This is a genomic window from Pseudomonas shirazica (assembly GCF_015168335.1).
Lineage (GTDB): Bacteria > Pseudomonadota > Gammaproteobacteria > Pseudomonadales > Pseudomonadaceae > Aquipseudomonas > Aquipseudomonas asiatica.
In genome coordinates, this window is record NZ_CP063456.1 from 2,932,038 (window position 1) to 2,952,749 (window position 20,712).

A 20,712-nucleotide genomic window follows, 5' to 3' on the forward strand; every position below is an offset into this window, starting at 1 on the left:
TAATAAATTGCAAAGTTTTGTTAACAACGACCGTTGGGTCAGTGTCTGTCAGTTAAGGTTGCCGGCTTGACTGGGGCTGCATTGCAGCCCAAGCCTGCCATGGCGACAGCGGACATATCGCTGCGTGTCATGGTCACCGGCCAGGCAAGAATTGATTTTCCGGAGACAAGCATGCTTCGCATCTTTGAGCGCTGGCTCGATCCCTTCCCACCTGATGAGGTACCACCGCCACCGGTTGGCCTGTTGCGCTTCATGTGGGCCTGCACCCGGGGCGCACGCGGCTACATCCTGGCGCTTGCGCTGCTCAGTGCCGGGGTATCGATCTACGAAGCCTGGCTGTTCGCCTTTCTCGGCCAGGTCGTGGACCTGCTCTCGGCCTGGCAGGCCGGCGGTACCGTCGGCCCCGAAGAAACCCGGGTGCTGTGGGGTATTGGCATCGTCCTGCTGGTCAGCATCGGGCTGGTGGCGCTGCGCACCATGGTTCAGCACCAGGTGCTGGCGATCAACTTGCCGCTGCGGCTGCGCTGGGACTTTCACCGGCTGATGCTACGCCAGAGCCTGTCGTTCTTTTCTGACGAGTTTTCTGGTCGGGTCACCACCAAGGTGATGCAGACGGCACTGGCGGTGCGCGATGTGTTGTTCACCATCATCGAGATCCTGCCCGGGATCGGGGTGTACTTCATCGCGATCATTGCCTTGGCCGGTGGCTTTGCCCTGAAACTCATGCTGCCATTCATTGCCTGGGTCGTACTGTTCGGCCTGGCCATGCTGTATTTCGTGCCACGCCTGGGCAAGGTCGGCCAGGAGCAGGCCAATGCGCGATCGTCGATGACCGGGCGGGTGTCCGACGCCTACACCAACATCACCACGGTGAAGCTGTTCTCGCACGCCAACCGCGAAGCGCACTTCGCGCGCGCGGCCATGGAGGACTTCAAGCAGACCGGCTTTCGCCAGATGCGTCTGGTCAGCCAGTTCGAAATCGTCAACCAGGCGCTGGTGGTGGGCTTGATCATCGCTGCCGGTGGCTATGCGCTGTGGCTGTGGCACCAGGGCCAGGTCGGTACCGGGGCGGTGGCGGCGATCACCGCCATGGCCTTGCGTATCAACGGCATGTCGCACTGGATCATGTGGGAGATAACCTCGCTGTTCGAAAACATCGGCACCGTGCAGGACGGTATGGCCACCCTCACCCGCGGCCCCAAGGTAAAGGATGCGCCGGGCGCTGCCGAGCTGGTAACCACGGGTGGCGCGGTGAGTTTCGACAAGGTGGGCTTCAACTACAACGGCGAGCGTCAGGTGCTCGACGACCTGAGCCTGCACATTCGCCCGGGCGAAAAAGTCGGCCTGGTCGGCCGCTCCGGCGCCGGCAAATCCACCTTGATCAACCTGCTGCTGCGCTTCTACGACGTGGACAGAGGGGAAATCCGTATCGACGGGCAGAACGTGGCCAAGGTCACTCAGGACAGCCTGCGCGCGGCGATCGGCATGGTCACCCAGGACACCTCGCTGCTGCACCGCTCGATTCGCGACAACATTGCCTATGGCCGCCCCGATGCCACCGAAGCGCAGATCCGCGCCGCTGCGGCCAATGCCCAGGCCGATGGTTTCATCAGCCAGCTCAGCGACCGCCAGGGCAACACGGGTTACGACACCTTGGTGGGAGAGCGCGGCATCAAGCTGTCAGGTGGCCAGCGCCAGCGCATCGCTATTGCCCGGGTGATGCTTAAGAACGCGCCGATCCTGCTGCTGGACGAAGCCACCAGTGCGCTGGACTCGGAAGTGGAAGTGGCCATTCAGGAGAGCCTGGATGAAATGATGCAAGGCAAGACCGTCATCGCCATCGCCCACCGGTTGTCGACGATTGCCGCCATGGACCGGCTGATCGTGATGGATGAAGGGCGCATCATTGAGCAAGGCACCCATGCGGAACTGCTGGCGAAGAATGGTACTTATGCGCGGTTGTGGCAGCACCAGAGCGGCGGGTTCCTGGGTGAGGACCAGGGTGTGGCCGAGGCGATGGAGTAGACGCAAGGAGGGATCAGGCACCGCGTCGCCTGCTTCGCGGGCACGCCCGCTCTCATAGAACAACACATAACTCATTGATTTAGCGGGGCTCTGTGGGAGCGGGCGCGCCCGCGAACACCGGCGGAGCCGGTGCCAGGCACCGCGTTGGATTCTTCGCGGGCACGCCCGCTCCCACACGGTACGCGGACCGCTTGCGCACTGAGTTCTCTGCGCGACAGCGCAGCCCAAAGGTCTGGGCAATCTCCCACAGGGATGGCGCCACGCTCAAGCCTCGAAAGCATGCGCGTGCCATCCAGCTGTTGCCGGGCCTGCAGCTCAACCAAACACATGCGAAGGCCGGCGCAGCACCGGGTCGAACGGGTTGACCCGCTCGCCAATCGCCGCCGCCTCGCGCTTGAGCAGCGCTACCACGGTCGGCATGCGGTTGGGCCCCAGGCGGTCGCTGATGGTCGCCACGCTCAGGGCCGCCACCGCATGGCCGTTACGATCGAGGATCGGCACCGCCAGGCCGGCCATGCCATCGAGTACTCCAGTATTGCGCCCGGCATAGCCGAGGCTGCGCACATTGTCGATTTCGGCGCGCAGCATGACTTCGTCGTAATGGTGGAAATCCTTCAGCCGCGGCAGGTTGTAGCGGATCACCTCGTCGCGCTCCTCCTCCGGCAGGAAGGCCAAGATTGCCAGGCTGCCCTGCCCCACCCCCAAGGCCACACGGCCGCCGATATCACCGGTGAAGGTACGAATCGGGTATGGCCCTTCGCTGCGGTCCAGGCACACCGCATCGAACCCTGAGCGCGCCAGCAGGAACAGCGAATCGCCCAGCGAGGCCGACAGCCGCAGCAGGCTGGGGCGCACCACATCGCGCAGGTTGCCGGCTTGCCCGGCCTTGGCCGCCAAGGCAAAAAAATCCAGGCTCAGCCGGTAGCGCTTGCTGGTCGCGCACTGGTCGACCATGCCTTCTTCAATCAGGCTGCGCAGCAGGCGGTGGGTCGTGGGTTGCGCCAGGCCAACCCGCAGCGCCAGTTGGCTGACCTTCTCGCCCTCGCCACCGCAATCTCCCAGCGCACGCAACACGGCGAACAAACGCGACACTGCACTGACACCTACTTCCTTGGCCTGCTCATTTCGTTTATCGGAATCCATTTTTCGTCAAACCTTAGAAAATTCCAGTCAGCGGAATAATTTCAAAATAGCTGTCACCCAGTGAAATTACCCTTTGTCGCCATCCTAATCATTGCCCTACTCTCCGGTCCATAGGGCGATATCACAACATCGGCCGCCGCCACAGAAGCGAGCGCCAACGTCCGTAAAAGCATTGCTTTTCGCCGCTGGCGCTCTGCCCACCCTGAAACTGCCGGTTGACCCCGGTTCCGTTTGCGATGGAGCACAGCCATGACCTTTCTGTTGATCGACAAGCTTTGCAAGCGCTATGGCGCCACGGAGGCAGTGGCCAGCTCGTCACTGGCCATCGAGAAAGGCGAGTTCGTCTCCCTGCTTGGCCCTTCGGGCTGCGGCAAGACCACCACCCTGCAAATGATTGCCGGCTTCGTCGAGGTCACCAGCGGCCGCATTGTCCTCGACGGCCGCGACATCACCCACGCCAAGCCGGCCAACCGAGGCCTGGGCGTGGTATTCCAGAGCTACGCGCTGTTCCCGCACATGACCGTGCGCGACAACGTCGCCTTCGGCCTGCGCATGCGCAAGGTGGCCAACGCCGACATAGCCCGCCGGGTCGACCAGGCCCTGGCGCTGGTGCGCCTGGACAAACATGCCGAGCGCTACCCGCGCGAACTCTCCGGCGGCCAGCGTCAACGGGTGGCCCTGGCCCGTGCACTGGTGATCGAACCGCCGGTGCTGCTGCTGGACGAACCACTGTCCAACCTGGACGCCCATCTGCGTGAAGAAATGCAGTTCGAGATCTGCCGTATCCAGAACGAAATCGGCATTACCACTTTGATGGTCACCCACGACCAGGCCGAGGCGCTGTCGATCAGCGACCGGGTGGTGGTGATGGAAGCCGGGCGCATTACCCAGGTCGATGCCCCCTACCGCCTGTATGAACACCCGGGCACGCCTTTCATTTCCGACTTTGTCGGCAAGGCCAACCGCCTGCACGGCGTAACCGGCCCCGACGGGCAACCGCGGGCGGATGCCCAGGGCCCGCTGACCCTCAGCCTGCGCCCGGAAAAGATCAGCCTCGGCCCGGCCGGCAGCGGCAAGCTCGCAGGCCGCATCAGCTGCCGTTACTTCCTCGGCAGCCAATGGCTGTATCGGGTCGACACCGCCCTGGGCAACCTGGCCGTGGTGCGTGCCAACGACGGCAACACCCCGCTGGATGAAGGCACACAGGTCGGCCTGGACTGGAACGATGCCCTGCTGCGGGTGCTGAACGCTGGCGAGGTGGCGGCATGAGCGCGGCAAAGCTGCGCAGCAGCGCCTGGGGCTATGGCTTGAGCAGCCCGGCGCTGCTGTTGTTCCTGGCCTTGCTGGTGGTGCCATTGGGGCTGACCGTGCTGCTGTCGTTCAACGCGTTCGACTACAGCAGCGGCATCCAGGCCGGCCAGTACACCCTCGGCCATTACCTGAGCCTGGTGACCGACACCTACTACTACGAGATCTTCTTCCGCACCTTCTGGATCAGCGCCCTGGTCACCCTGCTTTGCGTGCTGATCGGCATCCCCGAGGCCTTGGTGCTCAGCCGCATGGGCGCGCCGTGGCGCTCGATATTCCTGATCCTGGTGCTGACCCCGCTGCTGATTTCGGTAGTGGTGCGAGCCTTCGGCTGGAGCCTGCTGCTAGGCGCCGACGGCCTGGTCAACCAGGGCATCACTGCCCTCGGCGGGCAGCCGGTGAAGCTGCTGTATACGCCGTTTGCAGTGATCATCGGCCTGGTCCACGTGATGCTGCCGTTCATGATCATCCCGGTGTGGACTTCGCTGCAGAAACTCGACCCGACTGCCGAGCAGGCTGCGCTATCGCTGGGTGCCAGCCAGTGGACGGTGTTCCGCCGCATCGTGCTGCCACAGATCATGCCCGGCGTGCTGTCGGGCACGCTGATCGTGTTCGGCCTGGCCGCCAGCTCGTTCGCCATCCCAGGCCTGCTGGGCGGTCGCCGCCTGAAGATGGTCGCCACCATGATCTACGACCAGTACCTGGCCGAACTGAACTGGCCGATGGGTGCAACCATCGCCGTGGCCCTGCTGCTGATCAACCTGCTGGTGATGCTCAGCTGGAACCGATTGGTCGAACACCGCTACAAACGCGCACTTGGAGTCTGAACCGATGACCCGTAACGGCCCGCTGGCCCTGTCCTTTCACGCCCTGGTGATGCTGTTCATGCTCGCCCCGCTGGTGGTGGTGTGCCTGGTGGCATTCACCCCGGAAAACACCCTGAGTCTGCCCACTGCCGGCTTCTCGCTGCGCTGGTTCAGCGCCGTGTTCGAGCGTGCCGATTTCCTCAATGCGTTCTACAACAGCCTGAAACTCGCGGCCCTGGCTGCCACGCTGGCCACTCTGATCGCCGTGCCGGCGGGCCTGGCGATCACCCGCTACAGCTTCCCCGGCCAAGGCTTTCTCAACGGCCTGCTGCTATCGCCGATCATCATCCCGCATCTGGTGCTGGGTGTGGCCTTGCTGCGGCTGTTCGCCCTGCTGGGGGTCAATGGCAGCTTCGCCTGGCTGGTGTTCGCCCATGTCGTGGTGATTACCCCCTACGTGCTACGCCTGGTACTGGCTGCAGCCATCGGAATCGATCGCAGTGCCGAGCAGGCTGCGCAAAGCCTGGGCGCTGGCCGGGTCACGCTGTTCTGCAAGGTCACCCTGCCGATGATCCTGCCCGGTGTAGCCGGCGGCTGGCTGCTGGCCTTCATCAACAGCTTCGACGAAGTGACCCTGTCGATCTTCGTCACCTCGCCTGCCACCCAGACCCTGCCAGTGCGCATGTACGTATACGCCACCGAATCCATCGACCCGATGATGGCCGCCGTCTCGGCGCTGGTGATCGCCGTCACCGCCCTGACCATGGTCGCCCTGGACCGCGTATATGGCCTGGACCGCGTGCTGGTGGGTAAGCAATGACAAGGAATGCTCCCATGCCCCTGTTCAAGCGCGTGGCCGAACACGACCGCGAGCCTGTGCCTTTCCTGCTCGACGGCCAACCGGCCAAAGGCATGAGCGGCGATACCCTGCTGACTGCCATCCTGACCAATGCCGGGCACCTGCGCGGCAGCGACTTCAACGCCGAACCACGCGCCGGCTTCTGCCTGATGGGCGCCTGCCAGGACTGCTGGGTACGGCTGCAGGATGGCCGCCGGGTACGCGCCTGCTCGACCTTTCTGGAATCGGGCCAGTGCGTGACCCGCGACCCGGGGCGCCAGCCATGAGTGCGATCGTGATCATCGGCGCCGGCCCGGCCGGCATCCGCGCCGCGCAAACCCTCGTAGCCCACGGCCTGCGCCCGGTGCTGCTGGACGAAGCCAGCCGCGGCGGCGGGCAGATCTACCGCCAGCAGCCGGCCAATTTTCGCCGCTCGGCCAAAGCCTTGTACGGCTTCGAGGCCGGCAAGGCCCAAGCCCTGCACAACACCCTCGAGCAACTGCGCGGGCAGGTCGACTACCGCCCGGACACCCTGGTTTGGAACGCCGAGAACCAAGTGCTGGACACCTTGCAACAGGGCCACCTGGCCGACCGCCTGGCGTTCGACCGGGTGATCGTCGCCACCGGTGCCACCGACCGGGTGTTGCCGATACCCGGTTGGACCCTGCCTGGGGTCTATACCTTGGGCGCTGCGCAGATCGCCCTGAAGTTCCAGGGCTGCGCGATCGGGGAACGGGTGGTGCTGGGCGGCAGCGGGCCGCTGCTGTACCTGGTGGCCTACCAGTATGCCAAGGCCGGTGCCAGGGTCAGCGCGGTGCTCGACACCTCACCGTTCAGCGCCCAGGTGCGTGCCCTGCCACGCCTGCTTCTGCAACCGGGCACCTTTGCCAAGGGCCTGTACTACCGAGCCTGGCTGGCCCGCAAGGGGGTGCCCGTGCACCAGGGCGTGACCCTGCTGGGTATCGACGGCGAGCAACGCGCCAGCGGTGTGCGCTGGTTGAGCAATGGCCAGCAACACGACCTGCCGTGCGACGCCATGGCATTCGCCCACGCCCTGCGCAGTGAAACCCAACTGGCCGACCTGCTGGGTTGCCAGTTCGCCTGGAGCGCGCTCAACCGCGCCTGGCTACCGGTACGTGATGCCCAGGGCCGGGCCAGCAGCCCCGGCGTATACCTGGCAGGCGACGGTGCCGGCATCCTCGGTGCCGACGGTGCCGAGATGAGCGGTGAACTGGCCGCCCTGACACTGCTGGCCGACCTCGGCAAGCCCGGCAACCCGCAGCGCCAGCAGCAACTGGAAAGGCGCCTGGCCACCCTGCAGCGCTTCCGCCAGGGGCTGGAGCAGGCCTTTCCGTTTCCCGAGCAGTGGGCACGGCAAGCTCCGGACCAGCTCACCGTGTGCCGCTGCGAGCAGATCAGCGCCGGGGAAATCCGCGCCACCGTGCGTGCCGGGCACTGGGAAATCAACCGGGTCAAAGCCATATGCCGAGTCGGTATGGGCCGCTGCCAGGGCCGCGTGTGCGGTGCTGCTGCCGCCGAGTTGATCGCCTGCGAAAGCGGTCGGGCCATTGACCAGGTCGGGCGCCTGCGTGGCCAGGCTCCGGTCAAGCCCCTGCCCTTTGGCCTGGAGATAAAACCATGAAGCTGATCGAAGTGGACGCCATCGTCGTCGGCGGCGGCATCGTCGGCAGCAGCGCTGCCTTGACCCTGGCCCGCGCTGGTCGGCAAGTGGCATTGCTGGAACGCGACTTCTGCGGCTCGCATTCCAGCGGGGTCAACTACGGCGGTGTGCGCCGTCAGGGCCGCTCGTTGGCGCAGCTGCCATTGTCGATGCGCGCCCATGCCATCTGGGGGAATCTGCGCGAGTGGATCGGCATCGATGGCGAATACGCCCGCAGCGGCCACCTCAAGCTGGCACGCAGCGAAACCGACTTCGATGCCTTGAAGGCCTATGCCCAGCGTACCCAGGCTTTTGACCTGCGCCTGCAACTGCTTGAACGACGCGAACTGCGCCAGCGCTTCCCCTGGGTGGGCGATATCGCCGTCGGCGCCTCGTACTGCCCCGAGGACGGCCATGCCAACCCACGGCTGGTGTCACCGGCCTTCGCCCAGGCAGCCAAGCGCAGCGGCGCCCAGGTGCATGAGCAGTGCAAGGTGCTGGAGGTGGGTCACGACGGCTACCGCTTCAGCCTACACACCAGCAGCGGCCAAGGCTTCAAGGCGCCCTGGCTGTTGAATTGCGCCGGCGCCTGGTCGGCGCAACTGGCCGAGCGGTTCGGCGAGCCGGCGCCGCTGACCGCGGCCCACCCGGCCATGCTGGTCACCGAGCCGCTGCCGCTGTTCATGACCGCCAGCACCGGGGTCGAAGGCGGCGGCATCTACGCCCGCCAGGTGGCGCGTGGCAACTGCGTGCTGGGTGGCGGGCGCGGTTTTGCCCTGACCCCGACCACCGCACGCCCGGGCCAGGCCGCAGTACTCGACATCCTGCGCAACGCCACCGAGCTGTACCCGGCACTGGCGGGCGCCCAGGCCATACGCACCTGGAGCGGCACCGAGGGTTACCTGCCCGATGACGAACCGGTGCTCGGCCCCAGCCTGCACCAGCCTGGCCTGCTGCATGGATTCGGCTTTGCCGGTGCCGGCTTCCAGATAGGCCCGGCTGCCGGTGAAGCGTTGGCGCAATGCATCCTGCACGGCGCGCCGGCACTCAGCCTGGCGGCTTTTTCCATCAACCGCTTTCAGCCCAACCACTACAAGGAAAACCTGTCATGACGCACAAGCAACGTTTGCTCGCCCTGTTCTGCACCGTGCCCGGCCTGTTCGCCTGCCTGCCCGCCATGGCCCAACCCACGCTGTACCTGGGCATGAACGGCGGCACCATGGAGCGGCTGTTCAGCGACAATATCCTGCCAAGGTTCGAGCAGGCCAACGGGGTGAAGGTGGTGATCGTTCCCGGCACCTCGGCCGACATCCTGGCCAAGGTCCAGGCCACGCCGAACAAGCCGTCGATCCATGTGATGGTGCTGGATGACGGCATCATGTACCGCGCCATCGGCATGGGCCTGTGCAGCACGCTCAAACCCAACCCGACCTTGGCCCAGTTGCCGGAAAAGGCTTTGATCAAGGACAAGGCTGCCGCAGTCAGCCTGGGCGTGACCGGGCTTGCCTACAACAGCCGCCTGTTCAAGGCCAATGGCTGGGCAGCGCCTACCTCATGGAACGACCTGGCCGACCCGCGCTTCAAGGACAAGGTGGTGTTCCAGTCGATGGCATCGTCCACCTTCGGCCTGCATGGTTTCCTGATGTACAACCGCCTGCACGGCGGTAGCGATACCGACGTCAACCCGGGCTTCGCCGCCTGGCAGAAGAACGTGGGCCCGAACGTGCTGGAGTACATCCCCAACTCGGCCAAACTCTCGGAAATGGTGCAAACCGACGAAGCCGCGCTGTTCCCGCTCACCCCCACTCAGGTGACGGCGCTGAAGCTCAAAGGCATCCCGGTGGAGTACGCCGCGCCCAAGGAAGGTGCCGTGGTGCTCAACCAGGCCGAATGCGTCACGGCCAACAACGACCAGCCGGAGCTTGCACAGAAGCTCGCCGAGTTCCTGCTCAGCCCCGAGGCGCAGTCGCCGGCACTGGAGCTGGGTGACCAGATCCCGTCCAACCCCAACACGCCCACCAGCGACAAGACCCGTGGCCAGGTCGAAGCCATGCAGACCTACCTGCAGACCGCAGTGACCATCGACTGGGACCAGGTCAATACCCAGCGCCCCGAGTGGAACGCGCGCTGGAACCGCCAGATCGAGCGATAAGCCGAGGACCTGGGCCGTCACGTATAGAACAAATATCGCTCGTTTGAAGCGTCCTTTGTAGGAGCAGCCTTGTGCTGCGAAGAGGCCGGTACAAGCAATAGACAGGCTTTGTCAGTACCGGCCTCTTCGCAGCACAAGGCTGCTCCTACAGACCCTCACTAAACCAATGAGTCATGTGTTGTTCTATGAGAGCGGGTTTACCCGCGAAGACGGCAGCACGATTCCCGAACCATACCGCCTCAATCCAGCACCGGCCGCAATAACGCCTGGGCCTCATACAAGGTCGGCAGATACCGCAAGCGTATTTCATCCACACTCAACCGCGAAGCATGGGTGGTGATGGTCAATGTCGCCTTCAGCCGGCCAGCCCGGTCCAGAAGTGGCACACCCAGCACGCGCATGCCGACTTCATACTCCTGGTCCACGATACAGAACCCTTGCTCCCTCACCCGCAGCAACTCCGCCTCCAGTTGCAACCGGTCCGTCTGTGTATAAGGCGTCAACCCTCGCAGCGGGTTACGCGCAAAGTAGGCATCCCGCTCCCCCTCATCCAGCCAGGCCAGCCAGACACGCCCGCCGGCAGTGCAATACATCGGCACCCGCGAACCCGGCCGGATCGACAACGAGGACACATGGCTGTAGCGGCTGCGTACCAGATGGATGATCTCGTCACCATCACGGGTACCCACCGACACATGCTCCTGCGTCTGCCGCGCCACCTGCTCGACTATCGGCCGCAGCATGCGCGGTAGTTGCGCCGAATCCACATACGCCTGGCCGAGGCGCAGCGCCTTGGGCGTAAGCCAGTACTCACGGCTGTCGGTTTCGGCAAACCCTTCGTGCACCAAGGTCAACAGAAACCGCCGCGCGGCACTGGGGGTAAGGCCGGACAACCTGGCCGCCTGCGGCACGCTAAGGCGCGGCTGCTCGGCGCTGAACAGCTGCATCAGCGCCAGGCCCTTCTGCAAGCCGGCGATCAGGTCACGGGGGTGGATAGCGGGGGTGTTCATCTATTCGACTCGCAAGCAGGGCAAAAACAGCCGATTACCGCGATAACCGGATCAATGTTGCGATTATCGCATCAAACGCCCGATCAGCGCATTGTTGCCCACGCCCCCTTGCCTCACCCTTGGCCTGCATAACAACGCCAATAAGGAGGTCAGCATGATTCGTGGTTCGACTGAACTGGTCGCCATCGTCGGTTCGCCCATTGCCCAGGTGAAGTCCCCCGAAAACTTCAACACCTGGTTCGCCAACAACAACTGCAACCTCGCCATGCTGCCCATCGATCTGCATGAGGCCGCGCTGGCTACCTTCGCCGGCACCCTGCGCGGCTGGCAGAACCTGCGCGGTTGCGTGGTCACCGTGCCGTACAAGCAGGCCCTGGCCAGCCGCCTTGACGGCCTGAGCGAGCGCGCAGCCGCGCTGGGCTCGGTCAATGTGATTCGCCGAGAGCGTGACGGGCGACTGCTGGGCGACAACGTGGACGGCGCCGGCTTCCTCGGTGCTGCGCGCAAACATGGCTTCGAGCCGGCGGGCAAGCGTGCGTTGGTAATCGGTTGCGGCGGGGTCGGCAGTGCCATTGCCTATGCATTGGGCGAGGCCGGCATCGCCAGCGTCACCCTCAGCGACCCCAGCACAGCGCGCATGGGCGCTGTGTGCGAGCTGCTCGGCAATGCCTTCCCCACGGTCGAAATCGCCACCCGGGTCGACGGGCTGGAAGGCTTCGACCTGCTGGTCAACGCCTCCCCTGTCGGCATGGGCGGTAGCGCGGAACTGCCACTGCCTGCCGCCCTGCTCGCCACCTTGCAACCCGAAACCCTGGTCGCCGATGTGGTCACCTCGCCCGAGATCACCCCGCTGCTGAACCGGGCACGCCAGGTTGGCTGCGCGGTCCAGACCGGCCCGGAAATGGCCTTCGCCCAACTCGGCCACCTGGGCGCCTTCATGGGCGTCACGCCGCTGGAGATCTGAAGCCATGCCGACCCATGAACATGCGCAACACAACTTTGACCTGGTCGTGCTGGGCAGCGGCGCCGGTGGCCTTACCGCTGCCGCCACCGCCGCCCGCCGGGGGCTGAAAGTGCTGGTGGTGGAAAAGGCCGAGCACTTTGGCGGTACCTCGGCAATTTCCGGTGGGGCGGTGTGGCTCTATGGTACTGATCAAGCCCGCGCCGCTGGTGCGGTGGATTCCCCCGAGGCCATTCGCACCTACCTCCGGCAGGTCATCGGCGACGGCTATGACCCCGCGCTGGTCGACGCCTTCATCGAGCATGGCCACCAGGCGCTGCGCTGGCTGGAGCAGAACACCGAACTGCGCTACGCCCTGCGCCCGCATTCGCCGGACTATTACCCGGACGCCCCCGGTGCCACCCAGTTTGGCCGGGCGCTGGAGATGGTCGAGTACGACGGCAGGCAGCTCGGCTCGCACTTCAAGGACCTGCAGATGCCGCCGCCCGGCATGTTGCTGTTCGGCGGCATGATGGTCAACCGCGTGGATATCCAGCACTTTCTCAGTATTCGCCGCTCGCCCCGGTCGCTGTGGCATTGCCTCAAGCTGATGGCGCGTTACGCGCGGGACCGCCTGCATCATCCGCGTGGCACCCGCCTTACCACCGGCAACGCCTTGATCGCCCGCCTGGCCAGCAGCGCCTTCGCCCATGGCACGCAGCTGTGGTTGCGCAGCGAAGCCCTGGAACTGATCGTCGAACGCGGCGTGGTCACCGGCGTGGTGGTGCAACGCGAAGGGCGCCGTGAACGGGTGCTGGCCCGGGGCGGTGTGGTGTGCGCCATGGGCGGGTTCGCTGCAGGCGCGCTGGCCGACAGCTACCGGCCGGGCCGGCAAGCGCCGCACCTGACCATGTCACCGCCCACAAATGACGGCGCTGCCCTGCGCCTTGGCCAAGCCGTGGCCGCAGCCCAGGGTGAGGGCCTGGTGGCCAACTTCTTCTGGGCACCGGTTTCGGAACTGCGCCATGCCAGTGGCGAGCGTGAGCGCTTCCCGCACCTGGTCACCGACCGCGCCAAGCCGGGGGTGATCGCGGTGGGCCCGGACGGGCGACGCTTCGTCAACGAGTCCGATTCCTACCACCACTTCGTGCAGACCATGTTCGCCAAAGGCATCGCCAGCTGCTGGCTGGTCTGCGATGCCGAAGCGATGAACCGCTACGGCCTGGGCCTGGCGCGGCCAAAGCCGGTGGACAACCAGGCGTTGATCCATGCCGGCTACCTGCACCGCGCCGCAACAGCGCAGGCACTGGCCAAGACCATTGGTGTCGACTCACAGGTATTCATGCAGACCCTGGAGCAGTTCAACGCCGACGCCCGCAACGGCATCGACCGCGCGTTCGGCAAAGGCGGCAACAGCTACAATCGCTACATGGGTGACCCGCAACACACGCCCAACCCATGCCTGGCGCCGCTGACCAGCGGCCCGTTCTACGCCATCCGCATCCACACCGGCGACCTTGGCTCAGCCCGCGGCCTGGTGACCAACGCCCAGGCCAACGTGCTGAACCGCGATGGCCAGCCGATTGCCGGGCTGTATGCAGTCGGCAACGACATGAACTCACTGATGAAAGGCACCTACCCCGGCCCCGGCATCACCCTGGGCCCCGCCCTCACATTCGGCTGGCTCGCTGCCAACCACATCGCCGCGCGCCTGCAGGCGCCACCCACCCAAATGGAGACCCCAGCATGTACTACGAACTGAGAACCTACACCCTCGACCCACTGAAAATGGCCGACTGGCTGAGCCTGTACCAAAGCCACGCGCTGGAGGTGCAAAGCGAGCATCTCGGTAACCTGGTCGGCTTTTTCACCAGCGAGTTCGGCGAGGTCAACCAGGTGGTGCATATCTGGGGCTATGCCAGCCTCGACGAACGCATGGCACGCCGCGCAGCCATGGCAGCGGACCCCCGTTGGGCAGAGTTCTCAAGGCGCAATCGCGAGCTGGGCGCGGTGCTGCACTTGCAGTCGCGAATGCTGCGGCCCACCGGTTTTTCGCCGCTGCAGTAAAACCTTCCTCCAACGCCTGAGCGGAACCCTACGATGCAACCCCTCGAATGTGACGTACTTGTCATCGGCTCCGGTGCCTCTGGCCTGGCTGCCGCGGTTACTGCCGCCCATCACGGCCAGCAGGTGATCGTCGCGGAAAAAGCCAGCCAACTGGGCGGCACCAGTGCCTGGTCGGGGGGCTGGCTGTGGATACCGCGCAACCCGCTGGCCATTGCCGAAGGCATCGTCGAGACAGACGATGCTCCGGAGCGCTACCTGCGCGGGCAAACCCACGTCAGCGAACTGGACCCGCGCCAGCGCGCCTTCCTGCACCATGGCCCGGAGATGGTGGCGTTCTTCCAGCAACACACCGCCGTGCAGTTCCAGTGCGGCAGCCGCATGCCCGACATGCGCGAAGGCGATGGCAGCACGCGCGGTGGTCGTTCGCTGTGCGCCCTGCCATACGACGGGCGCCTGCTCGGGCCCTGGCTGCACAAGCTGCGCCCACCGCTGGACATCGTCAGCCTGGCCGGCATGGGCATTGCCGGCGGCGCCGACATGGCCGCCTTCTTCAACGCCACACGCTCGCCCACGGCCGCGCTGCATGTGGGCAAACGCCTGCTGCGCCATTACCGCGACCTGCTGCTGCACCGCCGCAGCCTGCAACTGGTCAATGGCAACGCCCTGGTGGCACGGCTGCTGCGCAGCGCCCTGGACCTGGGCGTGACGCTACTGACCGACAAGCCGGCCAGCCGCCTGCTGGGCGAAGGCCGGGTCAGCGGCGCACAGTTTGCCGACGGCCAGATGATCCACGCCCGCCGCGGTGTGGTGCTGGCCTGCGGTGGCTTTGCACATGATCGCCAGCGCATCGCGCACCTGATGCCACATGCGCCGGACGGTACCCAGCATTACTCCGCAGCCCCCAGGGAAAACAGCGGCGACGGCCTGCGCCTGGGCGAACAGGCCGGTGGCATGGTCCAGGCGACTGCGACCCATGCAGGTGCCTGGGCACCTGTGTCGAGGGTGCCGCGCAGCGATGGCAGTTTCGGCCATTTCCCGCACTTGATCGATCGCGCCAAGCCCGGTTTCATCGCCGTGCGCGGCGATGGCCGGCGCTTCGTCAACGAGGCCGATTGCTACCACGACTTCATGAACGCGCTGTTCGCCGCCACGCCGCAGGGTGAAGCGCCGGAAGCCTGGCTGATCTGCGACCATGCCGCGCAACGTCGCTATGGTATCGGCTGGGCCAAGCCCTTCCCTTTCCCCACTCGTCACTATCAACGCTGCGGTTACCTGCACAGCGGTCGCACGCTGGAGGAACTGGCGCAGCGCTGCGGGATCGACGTCGAGCAGTTGCAGCGCACGGTGGACGGTTTCAACCGCCATGCAACCCGGGGTGAAGACCCGCTTTTCCAGCGCGGTGTATCGGCCTACAACCGGGCGCAGGGCGAGCCGTCGCAAGCCCCCAATCCGTCGCTGCGGCCACTGCTGCACGGGCCGTTCCACGCAGTGAAACTGTTGCCGGGCAGCCTGGGTACCTTCGCCGGCCTGGGCACGGATGCCTCGGCCCGGGTACTGGACCGCAATGCGCGGCCGATCCCCGGGCTGTATGCGGTGGGCAACGACATGCACAGCGTGATGGGCGGGCACTACCCGAGTGGCGGTATCACACTGGGGCCGGGGATGACATTCGGTTATCTGGCTGGTAGAGCGTTGAGTACCTTGACCACCTGAATTCACGTTGCCCCTTGCCTCGCCCGCAGGCCCAACGCAACCGTTCGGTAACCGAACACTAGCCCCTCCCTTTAATTGACGCTGCCGCCTTCACTGCTCACCATGCACCGGCCTTGCGTGCCCCCTGCCTGGGAACTGGTCACGTACTCGCAGCACCGCAGCTGAATACAATTTCAAGAATCGAGCAGTTTATGAACCACTCCAAGATCACCCCCGCCGCCCCCCGGATGCCCCAGGGTTCGATCGGCGACAAGCTTCGCGGCGCCTTCGGCGTCGGCAAGACCCGTTGGGGCATGCTCGCCCTGGTGTTCTTCGCCACCACCCTGAACTACATCGACCGTGCCGCGCTCGGCATCATGCAGCCCGTCCTGGCCAAGGAAATGAGCTGGACGGCGATGGACTACGCCAACATCAACTTCTGGTTTCAGGTCGGCTACGCGGTCGGCTTCCTGCTGCAGGGCCGGCTGATCGACAAGGTCGGGGTGAAGCGCGCGTTCTTCTTCGCCGTGCTGCTGTGGAGCCTGGCCACCGGCGCTCACGGCCTGGCCACCTCGGCCGCTGGCTTCATGGTCTGCCGCTTCATCCTCGGCCTGACCGAGGCCGCCAACTACCCGGCCTGCGTGAAGACCGTGCGCCTGTGGTTCCCGGCTGGCGAGCGGGCCATCGCCACCGGCCTGTTCAATGCCGGCACCAACGTCGGCGCCATGGTCACACCGGCCCTGCTGCCGCTGATTCTGGCCGTGTGGGGCTGGCAGGCCGCGTTCATCGCCATGGGCAGCCTGGGCCTGGTGTGGGTGGTGCTGTGGGTGCTGAAGTACTACAACCCTGAAGATCACCCGCGCGTGCGCCAGAGCGAGGTGGAGTACATCCAGCAGGATTACGAGCCCGAGCCAACCCGCGTGCCGTTCAGCCGCATCCTGCGCCTGCGTGGCACCTGGGCTTTCGCGGTGGCCTACGCGATTACCGCACCGGTGTTCTGGTTCTACCTGTACTGGCTGCCACCGTTCCTCAACCAGCAATACAGCCTGGGCATCAACGTGACCCAGATGGGTATCCCGCTGATCATCATCTGGCTGACGGCGGACTTCGGCAGCATCGGCGGCGGCATCCTGTCTTCCTGGCTGATCGGCCGTGGCGTGCGCGCCACCACCGCGCGGCTGGTGTCGATGCTGATCTTCGCCTGCACCATGGTCAGCGTCACCTTTGCCGCCAACGCCAGTGGCCTGTGGGTCGCGGTGGCGGCCATCTCGCTGGCGGTGGGCGCGCATCAGGCATGGACGGCGAATATCTGGAGCCTGGTGATGGACTACACGCCCAAGCACCTGGTGAGTACGGTGTTCGGTTTCGGCAGCATGTGCGCGGCGATTGGCGGGATGTTCATGACGCAGATCGTCGGTAGCGTGCTGACCGCTACCAATAACAACTATGCCGTGTTGTTCACCATGATCCCGGCGATGTACTTCCTGGCGCTGGTGTGGATGTACTTCATGGCGCCGCGCAAGATCGAGAGCGCCTGAACGCGCTGACCATTTTCCTCTACGGGGCCCTTGCGGGCCCTTTTTTTGGCCAGTCAGCAAACAGCAGTTCTTGCCTGCCCGGCCTCATCGCCGGCAAGCCAGCTCCCACAGTTACAGCGTTGCTCTAGAGCTTGTCGCTGTACCTGTGGGAGCGGGCGTGCCCGCGAACACGGGCGGTAGCCCGTGCCATGCGCCGCGCTCTATCAATCAGACTCTGGCCAACACTGCCATGGCCTTCTCCAGCGCCATGCGCGCACGCTGTTCGCCGCTCATGCCCTGTTCCAGCAACTGCCGCGTGGGGATCTCCAGGCTCAACGGCACACTTCTCTGCGGGACGCTTGCGGGCCTTTTTTTGATCAATCTGATACACGCACTATATGGGGTCGCGCCTGAGTCAAGACATGCGCTGTACCTGTGGGAGCGGCTTCAGCCGCGAAGAATCCAACGCGGTGCGTGGCACCGGCTGCGCCGGTGTTCGCGGCTAAAGCCCCACAGGTGCTCCACAGGGCTCAAGCCACGCGCTGTACCTGTGGGAGCTGGCTTGCCGGCGATAGGGCCATCAGCCTCACCGCAAATCTGCAGCTCCCACAAGGCCCCTGCCAGGTCAGTGAATCATGTGCAGCTCTGTGGGAGCGGGCGTGCCCGCGAACACGGGCGGTAGCCCGTGCCATGCGCCGCGCGCTATCAATCAGACTCTGGCCAGCACTGCCATGGCCTTCTCCAGCGCCATGCGCGCACGCTGTTCGCCGCTCATGCCCTGTTCCAGCAACTGCCGTGTGGGGATCTCCAGGCTCAACGGCACATTTGGCGGCAAGCCGCGCAGCAGGCCGACCAGATCGGCATCGCCCTCGCCCGGGAAGCGCCGCTCGTTGCGTGCCTGGCGCAGGATCTCGTCCATCTCGGCCGGCACCGGGCCGGCAACGTCGCACAGCTGGGCATAGCGCATGCGCTGCGGTGCCAGTTGCGCCAGATCGTCCAGCGAAGAACCGGAGCGGTTGAAGTGGAAGGCATCCACCAGCACACAGCCATTGGCACGGTCAGCGTTGGCCACCACCCGCATGGCCTGGCGCAGGTCACGCACATCAGTCCAGGGCATGAACTCCAGGTGCGGATGAATGCCATACCTCGCCGCCAGGTCACACAACGCAGCAAAGCGCTCGGTCAGCCGCGCTTCATCCGGGTCGTTGCCAGCCACCAGCAGCTCCGTGCCGCCCAGCTCGGCGCCCACCGCCAGGATCGGCTCGAAATCGGCGACACAGGTTTCCGGCTTCAGCCTCAGGATCTCCAGGTCGAGCACCTTGATGCCCGTGTCGCGCAGGCGCGCCTGGGTCTGGCGGCGCAGGCCGGCATCGGCCACCAGCGGGAAATGCTGCTCCTGCTCGGTGGCGGGCACCAGGCGCAGGCCAACGTGGCTGTAACCGGCGCGGGCTGCTGCCTCGACCATGTCCGGCGGGGACAGCTCGAGTACCGTCAGGGCCGCCAGGGAGAAAATTCGATCAGTCATTATCGTCACCCGACAATTCAAGCAATGTGCTCGGGCGCACGGGCCCGGCCAGTTTCCGCGGCCTGGCGGATCGCCTGGACCAGCGCCAGGGTACGGCCACCATCGGCGGCATCGATCAGCGGCGCCTGCTCACCCCGGGCAACCCGCACGAAGTGTTGCAACTGCAAGGTCAATGCCTCGCCGGCGGGGATGCTTTCCTCGCTCTGCAACAACGGCGTGTGCCAGCCCGACCCGACCTCGGCGTAGTGCCAGCGCTTGAGTTGCGGAATGCTCAGGGCCCCCTGGGTGCCGGCCAGCAGGTAGCACGGTTGGCCATCCTGGCGCGGGTAGACGGGGCTTTCGCCGGAGTCCAGCTCCCAGCTCCACGGCGCGGCCACCGCGTCGGAGCCAGTCAGGCTGCCCAATGCTCCATTGGCGAACTGCAGTAGCACCGCGGCACTGTCCTCGTTGGCAAAACCGCGCACATCGTTGCGGGTGAATGCCTGCACCTGTACCACCTCGCCGCACAGGTGGCGCAGCAGGTCGAGGTCATGGATCAGGTTGGTCAGCAGGAAGCCAGCGCCCGGCTCGCGGCGCCAGGGGGTGTCGAAATAGCTGTCGGGCTTTTGCAACTGCCACAGCGCGGTGACGTTGATCAGTCGGCCCAGCTTGCCGTCGGCAATCACCTGGTGAGCCTTGGCGATCAGCGGGTTATGCCGGCGATGATGGCCGACCAACACCGGCACATCGTGGCGGCGCGAGGCTTCCACCAGCGCGCGGACTTCATCCAGGTGCACGCCCACCGGTTTTTCGACCAGCACCGGTACACCGGCCTCGACGCAGTCCAGGGCGGTGGCGACATGCAGGTTGTTCGGGTTGGCGACGATCACTGCCTCGGGGCGCGCGTGCTCCAGCATCTGGCGGTGGTCGGCAAAACAGGGCACGCCGCATTCGGCGGCAAAGGCCTCGGCCTGCGGGCCCGGGTCGGCCACAGCGCACAGCTGGGCCTGCGGCACATTCAGCAAATGCTGGTAATGCTGGCGGCCCATGCTGCCGGCGCCAATCAAGGCAATACGAAGGGGTGCGTTCAACAGCCTGTCCTCTTGTCATTGTTGTCATGCGGATTCCGGAATCTGATTCCACAATCCACATTCGACAATTTAGAACCAGGTTCAGCTTTTAAGAAGAAGCCGCAGGACAGAGTGTGCGGTAATCGACCGGAAATGCACCTTCAGGCGAACAACTCACTGGCCCGGCTGGCCGCCGACAGTTCCTCTGCCGCCGCCAGCAACAGCGGCGCCAGTTCTGCCAGGCGGCTTTGCGCCAGGCGCGCACTGGGCCCGGCGATGCTCAGCACACCGATCACCTCGTCACTTTGCGGGCGGCGCACCACCGCAGCCAGGGCCGAGGTGCCAATGGCCGAGGTTTCCTCGACCCAGGCATAACCACGCTCGCGGGCGCGGCGCAGGTAGGTGAGCAACTCGTCGGTGGAGCGTGGCGCATTCGGGCCGAACTGCGCCGGGTCGGCAATACCCTGGCGCAACACCATCTGCAGCGCCTGCTCATCGTCCAGGCTGGCCAGCCAGGCATGCCCGGACGCGGTGTAGAACAGCGGCGCGTCGCGGCCCATGTCCGGGTCATAGCGCAGCCCGGAGCGGGCACCCTGGGACTTGGCGATCCAGGTCTGGCGGGCGCCGTCGATCACGCCAAGGCGCACCAGTTCGCCGCTGTCCTGGGCCAGGCGGTCGAGAATCGGCTGAATGATGTCGGCACCGCTGCTGGCCAGGTAGCGGAAGCCCAGCGCCACCAGCTTGGCCGACAGCTGGTAGCGGCTGTTATCCCGGTTCTGCCGCACATAGCCCAGCCGCACCAGTTCGGTGAGCATGCGATGGGTGGCGCTCTTGGGGATATCCAGGCGCTCGGCCAGGGTTTGCAACGGCAGCCCTTGCGGCTCACCGGTAAGGCTTTCTACAAGACTGAAGGCGCGTTCGATCTGACTACCAGCCATGACACAGGTCCCTGAAATTTCTGCGAATTCTAGAAGATGATT

18 protein-coding genes and 1 pseudogene are annotated in these 20,712 nt (G+C 65.3%); 13 read left to right on the plus strand and 6 right to left on the minus strand.

Features of this window, described 5'->3' with window-relative positions:
• Positions 1-171: 171 nt before the first annotated feature.
• Positions 172-2,025, plus strand: a complete 1,854-nt coding sequence (locus IMX18_RS13365) for an ABC transporter ATP-binding protein (RefSeq protein WP_054571855.1) — start codon at positions 172-174, stop codon at positions 2,023-2,025.
• Between the two features lie 315 nt (positions 2,026-2,340).
• Here the strand turns inward: IMX18_RS13365 and IMX18_RS13370 are convergent, their stop codons facing one another.
• Positions 2,341-3,168, minus strand: a complete 828-nt coding sequence (locus IMX18_RS13370; protein WP_015270002.1) for an IclR family transcriptional regulator — start codon at positions 3,166-3,168, stop codon at positions 2,341-2,343.
• A 249-nt stretch (positions 3,169-3,417) separates the two neighbouring features.
• Between IMX18_RS13370 and IMX18_RS13375 the strand changes: the two genes are divergently transcribed.
• From IMX18_RS13375 to IMX18_RS13405, 7 genes are read left to right on the plus strand one after another with little or no spacing between them, the layout of a single operon-like run.
• Positions 3,418-4,437 (plus strand): ABC transporter ATP-binding protein, encoded by a 1,020-nt coding sequence (locus IMX18_RS13375; protein WP_217190824.1) that lies wholly within the window; start codon positions 3,418-3,420, stop codon positions 4,435-4,437.
• Entirely contained in the window at positions 4,434-5,303 is an 870-nt protein-coding gene (locus IMX18_RS13380; RefSeq protein ID WP_015270000.1) for an ABC transporter permease, read from the plus strand. Before IMX18_RS13375 ends, IMX18_RS13380 begins: the two co-directional genes overlap by 4 nt.
• 4 nt (positions 5,304-5,307) lie before the next feature.
• The gene (locus IMX18_RS13385; RefSeq protein ID WP_100413691.1) at positions 5,308-6,102 is read left to right on the plus strand and encodes an ABC transporter permease; all 795 of its coding nucleotides are present in this window, start codon (positions 5,308-5,310) and stop codon (positions 6,100-6,102) included.
• Between the two features lie 14 nt (positions 6,103-6,116).
• A complete protein-coding gene (locus tag IMX18_RS13390; RefSeq protein WP_013972115.1) occupies positions 6,117-6,407 on the plus strand; it encodes a (2Fe-2S)-binding protein in 291 nt (96 codons plus the stop codon).
• On the plus strand, positions 6,404-7,762 hold the full coding sequence (locus IMX18_RS13395; RefSeq protein ID WP_100413692.1) for an FAD/NAD(P)-dependent oxidoreductase: 1,359 nt from the start codon (positions 6,404-6,406) through the stop codon (positions 7,760-7,762). The genes IMX18_RS13390 and IMX18_RS13395 overlap by 4 nt, the downstream gene beginning before the upstream one ends.
• Positions 7,759-8,892, plus strand: coding sequence for an NAD(P)/FAD-dependent oxidoreductase (locus IMX18_RS13400; RefSeq protein WP_015269997.1), 1,134 nt, complete (start codon positions 7,759-7,761; stop codon positions 8,890-8,892). Before IMX18_RS13395 ends, IMX18_RS13400 begins: the two co-directional genes overlap by 4 nt.
• A complete protein-coding gene (locus IMX18_RS13405; protein ID WP_015269996.1) occupies positions 8,889-9,932 on the plus strand; it encodes an ABC transporter substrate-binding protein in 1,044 nt (347 codons plus the stop codon). The genes IMX18_RS13400 and IMX18_RS13405 overlap by 4 nt, the downstream gene beginning before the upstream one ends.
• 239 nt (positions 9,933-10,171) lie before the next feature.
• On the opposite strand, the gene IMX18_RS13410 is transcribed toward IMX18_RS13405, so the two are convergent.
• Complete coding sequence (locus IMX18_RS13410) at positions 10,172-10,942, minus strand: IclR family transcriptional regulator (protein WP_015269995.1); 771 nt, start codon at positions 10,940-10,942, stop codon at positions 10,172-10,174.
• A gap of 154 nt (positions 10,943-11,096) precedes the next feature.
• Between IMX18_RS13410 and IMX18_RS13415 the strand changes: the two genes are divergently transcribed.
• From IMX18_RS13415 to IMX18_RS13435, 5 genes are all read left to right on the plus strand, one after another.
• Complete coding sequence (locus IMX18_RS13415; RefSeq protein ID WP_217190827.1) at positions 11,097-11,906, plus strand: shikimate dehydrogenase family protein; 810 nt, start codon at positions 11,097-11,099, stop codon at positions 11,904-11,906.
• Between the two features lie 4 nt (positions 11,907-11,910).
• On the plus strand, positions 11,911-13,644 hold the full coding sequence (locus IMX18_RS13420; RefSeq protein ID WP_217190829.1) for an FAD-dependent oxidoreductase: 1,734 nt from the start codon (positions 11,911-11,913) through the stop codon (positions 13,642-13,644).
• Positions 13,629-13,949, plus strand: coding sequence for an NIPSNAP family protein (locus IMX18_RS13425; RefSeq protein WP_025339629.1), 321 nt, complete (start codon positions 13,629-13,631; stop codon positions 13,947-13,949). Before IMX18_RS13420 ends, IMX18_RS13425 begins: the two co-directional genes overlap by 16 nt.
• Positions 13,950-13,982: 33 nt before the next feature.
• On the plus strand, positions 13,983-15,662 hold the full coding sequence (locus tag IMX18_RS13430) for an FAD-dependent oxidoreductase (RefSeq protein WP_217190830.1): 1,680 nt from the start codon (positions 13,983-13,985) through the stop codon (positions 15,660-15,662).
• 191 nt (positions 15,663-15,853) lie between these two features.
• Positions 15,854-17,179, plus strand: coding sequence for an MFS transporter (locus IMX18_RS13435; protein ID WP_217190832.1), 1,326 nt, complete (start codon positions 15,854-15,856; stop codon positions 17,177-17,179).
• Positions 17,180-17,386: 207 nt separating this feature from the next.
• Here the strand turns inward: IMX18_RS13435 and IMX18_RS13440 are convergent.
• The 4 genes and pseudogenes from IMX18_RS13440 to IMX18_RS13455 all read right to left on the minus strand — a co-directional run.
• A pseudogene (locus IMX18_RS13440) lies at positions 17,387-17,503 on the minus strand (sugar phosphate isomerase/epimerase); the annotation flags it as partial.
• 364 nt (positions 17,504-17,867) lie between these two features.
• Positions 17,868-18,683, minus strand: coding sequence for a sugar phosphate isomerase/epimerase family protein (locus IMX18_RS13445; RefSeq protein ID WP_102083882.1), 816 nt, complete (start codon positions 18,681-18,683; stop codon positions 17,868-17,870).
• Between the two features lie 17 nt (positions 18,684-18,700).
• Positions 18,701-19,753, minus strand: a complete 1,053-nt coding sequence (locus IMX18_RS13450) for a Gfo/Idh/MocA family protein (RefSeq protein ID WP_100413695.1) — start codon at positions 19,751-19,753, stop codon at positions 18,701-18,703.
• 140 nt (positions 19,754-19,893) lie between these two features.
• Positions 19,894-20,670 (minus strand): IclR family transcriptional regulator, encoded by a 777-nt coding sequence (locus IMX18_RS13455; protein WP_085663306.1) that lies wholly within the window; start codon positions 20,668-20,670, stop codon positions 19,894-19,896.
• Between the last annotated feature and the right edge of the window lie 42 nt (positions 20,671-20,712).